The organism is Candidatus Endomicrobiellum pyrsonymphae (assembly GCF_020328025.1).
In the GTDB taxonomy this organism is placed as follows: domain Bacteria; phylum Elusimicrobiota; class Endomicrobiia; order Endomicrobiales; family Endomicrobiaceae; genus Endomicrobiellum; species Endomicrobiellum pyrsonymphae.
On record NZ_JAIXMZ010000028.1, the window covers coordinates 1 to 14,330 of the forward strand.

The window sequence follows — 14,330 nt, forward strand, 5'->3', positions numbered from 1 at the left end:
CAGTAGCGGGAATAATAATGGCAAGACGTTTTAAAAAAGAAGGTGACGGTATAGGAACAAAATCACTGCTCTTGCTGCTTCTCCTGCTACCATTACAGGTAGCACGCCTGCTCCGAATAACAGTGATTTTGTTCCTATACCGTCACCTTCTTTTTTAAAACGTCTTGCCATTATTATTCCCGCTACTGTTCCAACTCCTAGTCCTGTCGGTCCAGTAGCCCATGTTGGTTTCCACCATCTCCGTCCGTCAACAACCGCCGCTACTTTCTCTTCTTTCTTCCCATCCACACCACCAACAACGGAATTTCTGTTGACGCTGTTACCATTTTTGTTAGATTTATCGGACGAGCATGCCGAAACGAGTAGAGAAAAGCAAACAAACAAGCTTACACATCTTCTTAAACGTAATGTCATCATACTATCTCCTCTTTTGTTTTTATCTATCGGTTTTGATAGATTTAGATTTTAGGGGAATGTGGACTATGTATTGCTTCACGTGAAATCCCTCTTTTATTTTGTTTCCACTTTTTTTGTTTTGCATTTATAAGAAGGTCAACTTATACCAAATTAAAGAGTTTTTGACAAATCATTAACGGTAATTTTTTTATAGATTCTGCCTGCCTCTGCTGCTATTATCCCTGTTCCTGAAAAAATATCTGCGAAAGAATTGCCCGAACATTCTTTTGTAATAATAGAAAAAATCCACGATAATAATTTATGTTTATTGCCAATATACCCGCGACTATATTCTTGAAAGTGGTTTTCTTTAATTCTTGAGATATACTTATAATCTTCATATATCTTTTTAGATGGTAGCTGAGAAGTTGTTTCTTGACCATATAAATTAAAAAGCATACCTTAAATTTCACGATAGAAATATTGGATATTTTCAAAATCATTATTCTTAGAATATACAATATTTTTATTTGGAATCTTGTATTTTTGCAAAAAAAGAAAACAACTCTCTTTTTAATTCCAAGGTAGAAGTTTTATTTTTATTTAAAATGATTTTAGGTTTTGTTATTGGCATTGAATTTATTTTGTGGTAATGAATTTTCTTCATTCAATCTTATTGATAACTTTAAAAACTCATAACGCCTAAGATAATTATACAAAATCTAAAAAATTTTGTCTTTTATCTATCAAATCATATAAAAAGTACGACGAAAGAGGAAGTGTTTGTATTCTACTTTTTTGAGAAGGTGGAGTAAAACAATAGCGCAATAAAACAATATTTGAAAATTTGCAGTAAAGAGTTGAAATATGTTAAATTAATACAATCGGTTGTGTTGTGTAAAGTTTGATATTTACTATAACTTTTTAGAGGAGTAAAGCGAATGGGGGCAAACTATGAAAAATTTGAAACAGTATGCCGGGTTCTAGAAGAAAATAAATTTGACAAGTCAAAACTGATACCTATTCTTCAAGCTGTGCAGGAAGAGTACAGGTATTTGCCACAAGAGGTTTTAACTTTTATCTCATCATCTTTGAACATTTCTCCAGCCAAAGTTTACGGTGTTGCAACTTTCTTTGCGCATTTTACTTTGATACCCAAAGGCAAGCATATCATTAGAATTTGTGATGGAACGGCGTGCCATGTAAAAAAATCTGCCGCTATTATAAATGCAGTAAAAAAGAAACTTAAATTAAAAGAAAATGAAATAACGACTAAGGATATGCTTTTTACAATTGAAACTGTGGCATGTCTTGGCGCATGCGGTCTTGCTCCGGTTCTTGTTATAGATGGTGAAGTTCACGGGCAGATGAGTCCTGAGAAAGTTGTTGATTTAATTGATAACATGCTTAAGCAAGAGGTGGCAAAACAATGATAGATTTAGAAAATATCACACAATCGGTTAGAAAAGCGGAACAAAACATATACAAAAGAGTTATTGTTTGCGCTGGTACAGGTTGTGTGGCTAACGGTTCTCTTAAAGTTTTTAAAAGTTTAGTAAGTACAGCAAAAGAGTTGGGCATAGAAGCGCATGTTGAATTGAAAGAAGAAAATAAAGGAGCATTCTTTTCAAAAAGCGGTTGTCAGGGATTTTGCCAAAACGGTCCTCTTGTAAATATTTTACCGTCAGGAATACTTTATACAAAAGTTAAAATCGACGATGTAAAAGATATTCTTGAAAAAAGCGTTAAAAATAATGAGCTTATAGATAGGCTTTGCTATAGCAACAACGGTAAAGTGTGTAAGGGACAGTCTGAAATTCCTTTTTATCAAAAACAATACAGGTTGGTTCTTAAACAGTGCGGTGTTATAGATCCTGAAAATATTCAAGAATATATCGCAGACGGCGGGTACAGAGCTGCAAAAAAAGCTTGTGTAGAGATGACTGATAAAGAAATATGCGATGTTGTTTTTACATCAGGCTTAAGAGGGCGTGGCGGCGCTGGTTTCCCGACGTATAAAAAGTGGCATTTGACAAGGCAGCAAGTTGCTTCAAAAAAATATATGATTTGTAATGGCGACGAGGGGGACCCCGGAGCATTTATGGATAGAAGCGTTATGGAAGGGAATCCTCATAGCGTTATAGAAGGGATGATAATTGCGGCAAAGGCAATAGGAGCGGATGAAGGGTACGTATATGTGAGGACAGAATATGCTCTTGCTGTCGAGAGAATGAGAAAAGCTGTAAAAGATGCGACGGATATCGGGATTTTGGGGAATGATATTTTTGGTTCAGGCTGCAACTTTACTCTTCATGTTATGGAAGGGGCTGGCGCTTTTGTATGTGGCGAAGAAACTGCGTTAATAGCATCGATTGAAGGTAAAAGAGGAATGTCGTCGCCAAGACCGCCGTATCCTGCTCAAAGCGGGTTATGGGGAAAACCCACAACGATAAATAATGTCGAAACGCTTGCTACAATTCCTACCATAATAAATTACGGAGCAGAGTCTTATAGAAAGATTGGCACTGAATCTTCTCCAGGTACAAAAACATTTGCATTAACAGGACATGTTTTGAACGCAGGACTTATTGAAGTCCCTATGGGCTCGACTTTAAGACATATAATATTTGATATTGCTGGCGGAGTTACGGATGAGAAAGGCAATGTTAAAGAAGAAAATTTTAAAGCGGTTCAGATAGGAGGACCCTCGGGCGGTTGCTTAACCAGGGAACATCTTGACCTTCCTCTGGATTTTGATTCTTTGAAAAAAGTCGGCGCTATGGTGGGGTCAGGCGGACTTGTGGTGATGGGTAAACATAATTGTATGGTAAATGTTTCAAAATTTTTTATGCAATTTATGCAAAATGAATCATGTGGGAAATGCGTTTTATGTCGAGAGGGATCAAAACAGATGCTTTTAATGCTTACAGATATTACTGATGGTAGAGCTGATGAAAATACTATTCCGCTTTTAGAAAAACTTGCAAAAGCAGTTCAAATAGGTTCTCTGTGCGCGCTTGGCAAAACTGCTCCTAATCCGATTCTGTCAACTTTAAAATATTTCAGAGATGAATACGATGCTCACATTAAAGAAAAGAAATGCCCTGTAGGTGAATGTACAAGTCTTATAAATTACATGATAAGCGATAAATGTGTTGGATGTACGGTTTGCTCAATGAGGTGTCCTGTCAAGGCCATAAGCGGTGAACGTGGGCATAGACATGTAATTGATACCGTAAAATGTGTAAAGTGTAGCGTTTGTATGGCTTCGTGTAAATTTAATGCCATTGTGAGAGGTTAATAAAAGTTATGGAAAAATATTTAACGATAAACGGCAGAAAAGTTTTATTTGATAAAGAGAAAAATCTTTTAGAAGTTATAAGAAAAGAAAATATAGAGTTGCCTACATTTTGTTATCATTCTGAACTTAGCGTTTATGGTTCGTGCAGACTTTGTATGGTCGAAGTTGAGGGTAAGGGAATGCTTTCGGCTTGTTCCACTCCTCTTGAATCCGAAATGATAATCAGGACAAATACTGAACAAATAATAGAGATGAGAAAAATTATAGTTGAACTTTTACTTGCCAATCATGACAGAGAATGTACTACGTGCGCAAAGAGCGGAACTTGTCAGCTTCAGACATTAGCAAGAAGACTTGGCATTGATGAAATAAGATTTAGAAACGTTATACATAAAAAACCTAAAGATGTATCCACATATGCCTTAGTAAGAGAACCGAGCAAATGCGTTCTTTGCGGAGATTGCGTAAGGTTTTGCGATGAGATACAGAGTGTAGGCGCTTTGGGGTTTGCAAATCGCGGACCAAACTCCATTGTTTGTCCAAGTTTTGGGAAAAATTTAGAACTGTCCGAATGTGTTTATTGCGGTCAGTGCTCAAGAGTTTGTCCTACTGGCGCTATTGCGCCTAAGTCTGAAGTAAGCGCGGTGTGGAAAGCTTTAAGCGATACTAAGAAAAAGGTAATAATATCTATAGCGCCTGCTGTGCGAGCGGCAATAGGCGAAGTGTTTGGGTTTGTTGGTGAAAATGGAACTGAGGCAGCAGGTAAAATTGCGACCGCTTTAAAGTCTATGGGATTTTCAAAGGTTTTTGATATTTCATTTTCAGCGGATATGACAATAGTCGAAGAGGCAAATGAATTTTTGGAGCGCATTAAAAATGATGGAACTATTCCTATGTTTACCTCGTGCTGCCCAGCGTGGGTAAAATTTGTGGAGCAGTATTATCCCGAATTTCTTCCAAATCTTTCGACATGTCGTTCTCCTCAAGGAATGTACGGGTCTGTCGCAAGAAGAATTATGCCGGAAATTCTTGAAGTTCCGAAAGAGAATTTGGTTGTTGTTTCAGTAATGCCATGCACGGCAAAAAAATATGAAGCTAGAAGATCTCAGCTTGCTAAAGACGGCGTTGTAGATATTGACTATGTTTTAACAACGCAAGAGCTTGCGCTGATGATTGAAGAGATTGGTTTGCGTTTTGGCGATATTAAACCGTCTGCATTTGATATGCCTTTGGGTTTTAAAACAGGCGGTGGAGTAATATTTGGCAACTCAGGCGGAGTAACTGAAGCTGTTTTGAGATATGTTGTAAATACTAAGTCGGACGGTGTGGATGATGCCGAGCGATTTAATTTTGTACGTGGAGAAAACGGTTTAAGAGAAGCAAAAATTAATCTTGGCGGCAGAGAGCTTAGGATTGCCGTTGTTTATGGACTGAAAAACGCTAGAAAAGTTTTAAGAGATATTAAGACGGATAAAACAAGATACGATTTTATAGAAGTTATGGCATGTCCCGGCGGATGCATTGGCGGAGCGGGACAACCAGTTTATACAGATTTAGTTGCGAGAAGAAGAAGAACTAAGGTTTTGTATGAGAATGATAAAATTATGGAACTTCACAATCCGCAGGACAATCCGTACGTTCAAAAGTTGTATAAAGAACATCTTGATAAACCGGGTAGTCGCAAAGCTCACGAATATCTGCATACAAGTTACAAGTGTAAGAAGAGATTTAAAGAAACTGTAGAACTTTCTGATTCCGCGCATGATAGCAACGTTAAAGTTAATGTGTGCTTTGGAAGTAGCTGTATGGCTAAAGGGTCTAAAGAAATTTTAAAGCATATTGTGAATTTTGTAGAAAGCGAAAAATGCAAAAATAAAGTGGATATAGCCGCGTCTATTTGTTTAGAAAAATGTTCTAATGGTCCAAACACAAAAGTTGCAGGTAAGACCGTAGAACATTGTACTTCTGAAACAGTGGAGAAAGCAATACTCGACGAGCTGAAGAAAGATTAAGATATCATAATTTGCACGACGAACGCATGAAAGATATATATTTTGGGTTGCGATTTAGTTTGACTTTTGCTACATGGCGTGGCGTTGTACAGTAGAATATTTTAGTTGTTAGTTGTGGATTTGTAAATTTCGTGAGTTGTTAGATGGAATTAAATTATGGGGGTATGATGAAGAAGGTTTTGTTTTTGGTGTTGGCTTTGTCGGTTTTTGTAGTAGCAAATGCGTCTGCTACAGGACAAGTATATTTATGGGGTGGATATACGCGGGTAAATATGAAAAATTTCAATGATTCTATTGATTCCGTTAGATACGGGGCTGCAAACCTAGAAGTTACAAACGGCAAACCTATCAGAAGTAAAAGATGCGCTTACAAAAGTTGCAAACGCAAGCCCATCAGAAGTAAAAGATGCGCTTATAAAAAAGTTACAAACGGCAAACCTATCAGAAATAAAAGATGCGTTCCTAGAAGTTACAAACACAAACCTATCAAAAGTAAAGGATGCGTTTATAATAGGCGCAGATTATCTTTATGACATTAATGGAACCGTGAAAATAGGTCATAGAGTGGCTTTTTTGCTAGCCAAAGGAAAGTTTAGTGATGATGTCTCGGATGATAATGTGTCTTTTGATTTTTCGTTGGTCCCCATTATGTTTGGCGGAAGTTACAATAGAAATATAAGCGAGAAATTTAGTTTGAACGGGAAATTGTTTTTTGGTTATGGTTTAATTAAACATAAAGCAAAAAAAGTTTGGCGCGACGAACTAGGAGAAAGAAGAGAAAAGACTTTTCTCGATATAGATGGTGGTTGTTTTGTGGCAGATATATCGATAGGAGCGCAGTATTGGCTTACAAAGAGATTGGGACTTGGACTTGACTTAGGATATAGATTTACGCCCGAAACAGAGATTGAAGGTAAGAAGATATGGCAGAAAAGAAAAGTTGATTTTTCAGGGTTAACAACTAAGTTGAGTTTGAGCTATAAAATATAAGATTTTTTAACGTAATTCTTGAACTTCATGCATAGTTTTGCGTGAGGTTCTATGCAAGAGACACCGCTAGCGCAATTTAAAGCGATTTGACTATTATAGCGGAGAAAATAATGGCTAGATTGATGGGCATAGATTATGGTTTAAAAAGAATAGGTATTGCAATGACTGATATGTTGCAAATTACGTCTAGTCCTTTTGAGACAATTGAAAGCGTTTCTTTGAAAAAAAATGCTTTAAGACTTTTAGAAATTGCCAAAAACAACGATGTTTCTGTAATTGTTTTTGGACTGCCCATAAATATGAATGGTACGGAAGGCGAGATGGCATATATTGTTCGTAAAGTTGTTGAAGAAATAAAATCTCTTTCTAGTGTAGAAGTAGCTATGATTGACGAAAGACTTACTACAGCTCAAGCGGAAAGAATGCTTATCAACGAAGGCGATGTTTCAAGAAAAAAACGCAAAGGACTTAAAGATAAAATAGCTGCGTCGCTTATTTTACAGACTTATATGGATACTCATTCATAGTCAAGCAGGCAGTTACAACAGACATGTCGTTGTTGTCATGTTGTTGTCATTCTGAACGGAGTGAAGAATCCACGCTTTTGGATGCTTCAGTCGCTTCGCTCACCTAGCATGACAGCCATGACTGTCGTCTCAAAGCTGAAGGCTTGAGGAATCTATTTTGGATATTTTCCTTAGCTCGGTATGACGACAAATGAGGCATTGGAATGCGATACATAATAGATGGTTATAATGTAATAAATTCAAGTGATATGTTTCTGTCTCCCACTTTAGAGGGAAAAAGAAACAAGTTGCTTGAATTTATTCAATTTAATAGCCCTCATGGCGGTTTAAAAAATTCTGTTACAATTGTTTTCGACTACAAATCGAAAAATCCGTATGAATCAAACGATTATAATAATAAATATCGTATGGGCGATATAGAAATCGTTTTTAGCGGTGGTATTATTTCCGCAGATGATATTATTGTAAAAATTGTTGACGAATCTCAAAACCCTTACGAGATAACTATTATTACAAACGATAAAGGTATAAGACGCAGAATTAGCCCAAGCGGGGCAAAATACGAGGCTGTTGAGGTATTTTTGTCAAAAGAATTTAAACAAAAAAATATTAAAAGAGTATGGGAGCATTGTGATAAAAGTGAAACTGAGCAGATAAATGAGGAGTTGGTAGAATTGTGGCTAAAAAAACAGTAACAGTTTTATCAGCAGGGATAATATGTTTTTTGATTGTTGCCTGCATACATTTTTTTTCTTCCACTGATACAGAGCAGATTTTAATAAAAGTTAAAAAAGGCGATAGTTTTACGTCTGTTGCGATGAGACTGAAAGGAAATAAGCTTATACATTCTAAGGATTTATTTTTAGGAGTTGTAAAACTTACAAAATCGCAAAATAAACTTAAAGCAGGTGTTTATAGTTTTTCAAAAAAAGACGGTATGTTTAAAATATTAAAGAATTTAAAAAACGGTTCTAAAAATACCTTGCGGTTTACTGTTCCCGAAGGAAACAATATAAAGCAGGTAGCTGATATTGTGGCTCAAACGATAGATATTGATAAAGAAAAATTTGTTAAAATTGCGCAAGATAAAAATTTGGAAGGATATCTTATGCCTGAAACTTATTTTGTAGTTCCGGGGGAAACAGAAGAAGATATAATTAAAATGATGGGCGATGAGTTTAATAAAAAGATTATGCCGGAAATGTACGAAAGAGCAAAAGAAATGAATGTTGCGTTTAAAGATATAGTTATAATGGCATCAATTATTGAAAAAGAAACCGTAGCCCGCGAAGAAAGACAAATGATAGCGGCAGTTTTTTATAACAGACTTAAAAAACGTATTAGATTGCAATCTTGCGCCACTGTTTTGTATGCTATGGGCGTAAATAAAGCTAAGCTGACTATTGAAGATACAAAATTTGATTCACCGTACAACACTTATAGACATTTTGGTCTTCCTCCAGGACCTATATGTAACCCAGGGATTGAGTCTATAAAGGCGGCTTTATATCCCACAAGTACCAGAAGTTTATTTTTTGTTTCAGACGGTAACGGCAGGCATTTATTTGCCAAAAATCTTGTTGAGCATAAACAAAACAGGCAAAAAGTAAACTTGAAAAAAAAAGAACAGAAAAATTGATTATATCAGGAAGTTATTATGGAACAGAAAAGAGTTTATTTTGATAACAGCGCTACAACGGCTGTTGATATGGAAGTTATAAAAGAAATGCAGTCGTATTTTTCTGGCGTATACGGGAATGCTTCAAGTTTTCATCATTTTGGAAGACAGTCTAAGTCGGCTCTCGATAACGCAAGATCCAAAGTTGCGCTCCTGTTAAATGCAAGTCCTGAAGAAATATTTTTTACAGGTTGCGGTACGGAATCCGATAATATTGCGATATTTGGCATATTAAACGCTTATGAAAAAAAAGGTCATATAATTACAAGCAAAATAGAACATCATGCGGTTTTATATTCATGCAAACATCTTGAAAAAAGCGGCTATGAAGTAACTTATCTTGATGTAGATAAAGACGGAGTTGTTTCAGTAGAGGATTTTAAGAAGTCGGTAAAAGATGATACTTTGCTTGTAACAATCATGCATGCCAATAACGAAGTTGGCGCGTTGCAGCCCATAGCAGAAATTGCCGCTGAACTAAAAAAAATCAACGAAATAAGAAAAGACAGAGTTTATTTTCATACGGATGCAGTGCAGTCTGCAGGAAAACTTCGGCTAGATGTTAAAAAACTCGACGTTGATTTGCTTGCCATATCGGGTCATAAATTTAACGGTCCCAAAGGCGTAGGTGTTTTGTATGTTAGAGGAGGAACAAATATATCTCCCATAACTTTTGGTGGACATCATGAAGGAGGTCTTCGTCCAGGTACAGAAAATGTTGCTTGTATTGTTGGTCTTGCCAAAGCGCTTGAGCTTTCGAATGTTAATCTTGAAGCAAATAATAAAACCATTTTTAATTTGAGAGAAAAACTTAAAAAAGGGATTCTCGACAAAATTCCTGAAGTAACTATAAACGGAAGCGGTAATAAAGCTGTTGATAATATTTTAAACGTAAGTTTTAATTGTATCGAAGGAGAAGCGTTGCTCCTTATGCTTGATATGAGAGGTATTGCTGTTTCTACGGGTTCTGCGTGCGCTTCCGGCGAAGATGGACCGTCGCATGTTTTAAAAGCTATGGGTGTTGACGATGTTGTTGCGCAAGGCGCAATCAGATTTTCTTTTGGTCATAATAATACGCAGGAAGAAGTTGATTATACGCTTGAAGTTTTGCCAAAGGTCGTAAGCGGCTTGCGTTTGATGTCTCCCGCGTGGAAGCAAAAAAAGGTTTGAGAATAAATGATAAAATAAGTAAAACATTTGTTGTGTTTTACAGTTTGTAACGGGGAGAAAAAATGTATATTGATTTTCTATCAGATTGGCCGGCTTATTTATTTATGTTGCTGTTTGTTGTTTTCTTTGTATATATTATTGCCAAAGGACAACATAAACAAAAACAAGAGCCTGTAAGAAGTAAAGATAAAATTGAGAAATAGCAAATATTGTGGCAGTTTCTTTTTTATTCACTTTTCTCCAAAATAAATCGTTCTCCTTTAGCGGTCTGTCTTCGAACGTTTTAATCGAGGCGGTTAGGTTCTACGAGAGCTTGGCTTCCTCAGAGTGATATCGACGGAAGAATAAAGATGTTGCAGTAAATTCCCCTTCCACTGAAAGGGGTGGCGACATCGCTCAGTTGGGTATTGATGGCGTCGTAATAGTAAAAACATATAATAAAATTAGGATAAATCGAGCTGAAATTATAGTGGAACATAAAACAAAATGAATACTGAAATAGAAACGCCGTATTATTTAATTGATGAGAAAAAGTTGTTAAAGAATTTAAAAAAGATTCAATACGTAAGAGAACACAGCGGAGCTAAATCAGTTTTAGCTTTGAAATGCTTCTCTGCATGGTCTGTGTTTGATTTGATGAGCAAATATATGGATGGTACAACGAGTAGTTCTTTGTATGAGGCAAAACTTGGTTATGAAAAATTTGGAAAAGAAACGCATGCATTCAGCGTCGCTTATTCCGTAGAAGATGTTGAAGCTCTTCGACATATTTCAGATAAAATTATATTCAACTCAGTATCGCAATTTAAAAGATTTTACAATAAAGTAAAACACATAAAAATTGGCTTAAGAATAAATCCGGGTATAAGTTATTCTCACTTTGACCTAGCTAATCCTGCAAGAGAATATTCCAGACTCGGCGTAACTTCTGAAAAGGAAATCATGTCTGTTTTAAGTAGAATAAGTGGCGTAATGTTTCATTATAACTGCGAAAATGACGATTTTAAAACCTTCAGCGCCATGCTTGATGAAATATCTGAAAAATATAAAAAAATTCTGAACAAAGTTGAATGGGTAAGTCTTGGCGGTGGCTTGTATTTTACAAAAGATGGCTACCCGTTGGATAAGTTTTGTGCAAAACTAAAAAGTTTCTGCGAAAAGTATAATGTTCAAATTTATTTAGAGCCGGGAGAAGCGGCAATTACTCAAAGTTGCGAACTTGTTACAACTGTTTTAGATGTGGTCAAAAACATAAAAGATATCGCTATTGTTGATGCGTCTATTGAGTCGCACATGTTGGATTTGTTGATATACAAAATACCTGCTAAAATTAATGCCAAAACTGGAAAAAATGAATACATAATTGCCGGTAGGTCGTGTCTTGCGGGCGATGTTTTTGGAGAATACAAACTTGCAAACAGACTTAAAGTTGGTTCCATAATACGTTTCACTGATGCGGCAGGATATACGATGGTTAAGAAAAATTGGTTCAATGGTCTTAAAATGCCTTCCATTGTTGTTAAGGGACTTGATGGAAAAGTGAAAATTGTAAAGAAGTTTTTGTATAATGATTTTTTAAATGATTTGTCACAAAACTAGTATGATTCTGTAAATTTATCCTAGATTTTGTGCGACATGTTAATTTTAGTGGTCTGTGATAAAAAGAATCAGGTTCGACGTACGGTAGGTATAGTTCACAAAAAATTTACATTTGCGTATTTGAGCATAGTTGCTTTTGGACTATAACAACAATAACTAATTTTGTCTTGGTTGGACGAAATGCCATGACGATAGGTCGTAAAATTAAGTGAATTTTTTGAATGAATGGGGGGTGGTTTTATCTATGGCGAATAATAGAAAAGTAATAAGCGTTGTTTTAATGTTTGGTTTACTGTTGTGTTCATGCGCGGAGGAGAAATTGAATGGCTTAGGTCGTTCCCAAGATATCGAGGAGAAACTAGAGCTAGAAAAATCATTTTTTCAGGACTGTGATGGGCGGGGCTTTATCAAAAAAGATAGCAAGGGCAATCAGAAACATCTGCGCAACAATATCAAGCCCGGTGGATTGTGTACTCAACCTGACAAGGTTAAAGGAGGAGCAAAAGCAAAAAAAGAAGCCGCAGACAATTTCAATAAGTGTAATCAGTGTAATAACTGTTACTCTAAGGGTGATTGCCCTGAATTTGTGAAAAATAACCCCCTCAAATAAAGGATGGATTTATACGAAATGGAAAAAAAGAACTTGCTTCTTGTTGGCGCGGGTGGCGTGGGGCATGTTGCTGCTCATAAGTTTGCGCAAAACAATGATTTATTTGGAAATGTTTATTTAGCTTCGCGTTCGCTTGATAGTTGTCAGGAAATATTGGAAAGCATAGAACGCAAGAAAAATTATAAAGATCCTTCAAAAAAAATACAAGCCACGCAGGTAGATGCTTTAAACGTTCCTGAGTTGGTAAAGTTAATGAAATATCTTAAGATTTCCATTACCGTAAATTTAGCTTCGGCTTTCTGCAATATGTCAATTTTAGAAGCTTGCATAGAATCCGGTTCCGCATACATAGATACTGCTATTCATGAAGAACCGCATAAAGTATGCGAGAATCCGCCGTGGTATGCAAACTATGAGTGGAAACGTGAAGGTCGTTGTAAGGAAAAAGGTATAACAGCGATTTTAGGCGCAGGATTTGATCCGGGTGTTGTAAACGCTTACGCAGCGTATGCAAAAAAGCATTTCTTTGATACGATAGATACAATAGATATCATGGACGTAAATGCAGGCAATCATGGTAAGTATTTTGCCACAAATTTTGATCCTGAAATCAATTTTAGAGAATTTTTAAAAGTTTGGACGTGGGTAAATAAGCAGTGGGTTTGTAAACCGATTCATTCAGAAAAGAAAGTGCATGATTTTCCTGTAGTTGGTAAACAGACTATATACTTGACCGGTCATGATGAAATTCATTCTCTTTCAAAAAATATTGATGCGAATTCAATAAGATTTTGGATGGGATTTAGCGACCATTATATAAATTGCTTCAATGTCCTTAAAAACATAGGACTTCTGTCAGAGAAACCTGTAAAAACAGCTGAAGGTTGTGAAGTAGTGCCTCTGAAAGTTGTAAAAGCCTGCCTTCCTGATCCTAAAACTCTCGCTCCAAATTATACGGGCAATACCTGCATAGGCGATTTGATAATGGGTATGAAAAACGGGCGGAGAAAAGAGCTTTTTCTGTATAACGTATGCGATCACAAAGCCTGTTATGAAGAAGTTGAATCTCAAGCCATCAGTTACACAGCGGGTGTTCCTGCTGTTGCAGCCGCTATTTTAGTTGCTAGGGGGGGGGATTGGGATGCAAAAAAAATGGTAAACGTTGAAGAGCTTAATCCTGATCCATTTCTTGATTTATTAAAAGACATTGGTCTTCCAACCGAAACAATAAAAGTGAGCTATTCTAAAAAACCTTCAAAACATTCAAAGAAATAGGTTAAGATTAAAGGGTTTAAATTATCTGACGAAGAAAAAGAATTTTTAAGAAGAAGGCATTCTTTCATAATCAGCAGTTGAGTAGCAGTTGAGCAGAAAAATTGTATATTCTCTTCGTTGTTATCAAGAGCGGTGTTGGCTGTGCTGTCGACTGATGATGATTATTGCAGTGGGCGAATAAACTGCAGGGAAGACTTAGAAGAGTATTGTGACAAGCAAGAGAGTACCACTAATCTTTGATTGAATTTTGATTGTTTTGATTGTATAATTTTCAAGGTTGAAATGTTAAAAGTAATGGATTGAAAAAATAAGGGATTAAATTTGTATAATGACAACAGTTGTGATTGATTATTTAAAAGAGTACGAAAATAGAGTTTAGATTCTGAAGAACAAAATAAGAAGGGTTTAAAGAGTTTGAACTATAAAAACGAAAAGGTATTAGAGTGATTAATTTCAAGAGGATGATAAGCGTAGTTGTAGTGTTTCCTCCGCATGAACTCAACACCAAACTAAACACTACAACTACGCTTATCATCCTCTTGAAATTAATCACTCTAATACCTTTTCGTTTTTATAGTTCAAACTCTTTAAACCCTTCTTATTTTGTTCTTCAGAATAAGAAGGGTTTAAAGAGTTTGAACTATAAAAACGAAAAGGTATTAGAGTGATTAATTTCAAGAGGATGATAAGCGTAGTTGTAGTGTTTCCTCCGCATGAACTCAACACCAAACTAAACACTACAACTACGCTTATCATCCTCTTGAAACTACGC

General features: G+C 36.1%; 17 protein-coding genes. 13 read left to right on the top strand and 4 right to left on the bottom strand.

From position 1 onward, the window contains the following. Positions 1-30: 30 nt before the first annotated feature. The 3 genes from LE180_RS03445 to LE180_RS03455 all read right to left on the bottom strand — a co-directional run bounded on the left by LE180_RS03445 (position 31) and on the right by LE180_RS03455 (position 1,063). Positions 31-417, bottom strand: coding sequence for a hypothetical protein (locus LE180_RS03445; protein WP_374134079.1), 387 nt, complete (start codon positions 415-417; stop codon positions 31-33). A 150-nt stretch (positions 418-567) separates the two neighbouring features. Continuing rightward, a complete protein-coding gene (locus tag LE180_RS03450; RefSeq protein ID WP_374134080.1) occupies positions 568-855 on the bottom strand; it encodes a DNA adenine methylase in 288 nt (95 codons plus the stop codon). A 67-nt stretch (positions 856-922) separates the two neighbouring features. Continuing rightward, positions 923-1,063, bottom strand: coding sequence for a hypothetical protein (locus LE180_RS03455; RefSeq protein ID WP_374134081.1), 141 nt, complete (start codon positions 1,061-1,063; stop codon positions 923-925). A gap of 274 nt (positions 1,064-1,337) precedes the next feature. Between LE180_RS03455 and LE180_RS03460 the strand changes: the two genes are divergently transcribed. The 13 genes from LE180_RS03460 (at position 1,338) to LE180_RS03520 (ending at position 13,558) form a co-directional block, all read left to right on the top strand. Continuing rightward, positions 1,338-1,829 carry an NAD(P)H-dependent oxidoreductase subunit E gene (locus tag LE180_RS03460; RefSeq protein ID WP_374134082.1) on the top strand — a complete coding sequence of 164 codons (492 nt, stop codon included), beginning with the start codon at positions 1,338-1,340 and terminating at the stop codon, positions 1,827-1,829. After that, a complete protein-coding gene (locus LE180_RS03465; protein ID WP_374134083.1) occupies positions 1,826-3,697 on the top strand; it encodes an NADH-ubiquinone oxidoreductase-F iron-sulfur binding region domain-containing protein in 1,872 nt (623 codons plus the stop codon). The genes LE180_RS03460 and LE180_RS03465 overlap by 4 nt, the downstream gene beginning before the upstream one ends. Before the next feature lie 8 nt (positions 3,698-3,705). Then, positions 3,706-5,709, top strand: coding sequence for a [FeFe] hydrogenase, group A (locus LE180_RS03470; protein WP_374134084.1), 2,004 nt, complete (start codon positions 3,706-3,708; stop codon positions 5,707-5,709). 164 nt (positions 5,710-5,873) lie between these two features. Continuing rightward, positions 5,874-6,242, top strand: coding sequence for a hypothetical protein (locus LE180_RS03475; protein WP_374134085.1), 369 nt, complete (start codon positions 5,874-5,876; stop codon positions 6,240-6,242). A gap of 13 nt (positions 6,243-6,255) precedes the next feature. Then, a complete protein-coding gene (locus tag LE180_RS03480) occupies positions 6,256-6,699 on the top strand; it encodes a hypothetical protein (RefSeq protein ID WP_374134086.1) in 444 nt (147 codons plus the stop codon). Positions 6,700-6,809: 110 nt separating this feature from the next. Then, positions 6,810-7,226: a Holliday junction resolvase RuvX gene (gene ruvX, locus LE180_RS03485; RefSeq protein WP_374134087.1), complete on the top strand. Its 417-nt coding sequence runs from the start codon at positions 6,810-6,812 to the stop codon at positions 7,224-7,226. A gap of 203 nt (positions 7,227-7,429) precedes the next feature. Then, positions 7,430-7,921, top strand: a complete 492-nt coding sequence (locus tag LE180_RS03490) for an NYN domain-containing protein (protein ID WP_374134088.1) — start codon at positions 7,430-7,432, stop codon at positions 7,919-7,921. Further along, complete coding sequence (gene mltG / locus LE180_RS03495) at positions 7,903-8,865, top strand: endolytic transglycosylase MltG (RefSeq protein WP_374134089.1); 963 nt, start codon at positions 7,903-7,905, stop codon at positions 8,863-8,865. The genes LE180_RS03490 and mltG overlap by 19 nt, the downstream gene beginning before the upstream one ends. Before the next feature lie 18 nt (positions 8,866-8,883). Beyond that, entirely contained in the window at positions 8,884-10,074 is a 1,191-nt protein-coding gene (locus LE180_RS03500; RefSeq protein WP_374134090.1) for a cysteine desulfurase family protein, read from the top strand. A 62-nt stretch (positions 10,075-10,136) separates the two neighbouring features. Then, positions 10,137-10,277, top strand: coding sequence for a hypothetical protein (locus LE180_RS03505; protein ID WP_374134091.1), 141 nt, complete (start codon positions 10,137-10,139; stop codon positions 10,275-10,277). A 283-nt stretch (positions 10,278-10,560) separates the two neighbouring features. Then, the gene (gene nspC, locus LE180_RS03510) at positions 10,561-11,673 is read left to right on the top strand and encodes a carboxynorspermidine decarboxylase (protein WP_374134092.1); all 1,113 of its coding nucleotides are present in this window, start codon (positions 10,561-10,563) and stop codon (positions 11,671-11,673) included. A 208-nt stretch (positions 11,674-11,881) separates the two neighbouring features. After that, on the top strand, positions 11,882-12,283 hold the full coding sequence (locus LE180_RS03515; RefSeq protein ID WP_374134093.1) for a hypothetical protein: 402 nt from the start codon (positions 11,882-11,884) through the stop codon (positions 12,281-12,283). Positions 12,284-12,301: 18 nt separating this feature from the next. After that, positions 12,302-13,558: a saccharopine dehydrogenase family protein gene (locus tag LE180_RS03520; protein WP_374134094.1), complete on the top strand. Its 1,257-nt coding sequence runs from the start codon at positions 12,302-12,304 to the stop codon at positions 13,556-13,558. 549 nt (positions 13,559-14,107) lie between these two features. Here LE180_RS03520 and LE180_RS03525 read toward each other — a convergent pair. Further along, on the bottom strand, positions 14,108-14,330 hold a 223-nt coding region (locus tag LE180_RS03525; RefSeq protein WP_374134095.1), incomplete at its 5' end, for a hypothetical protein.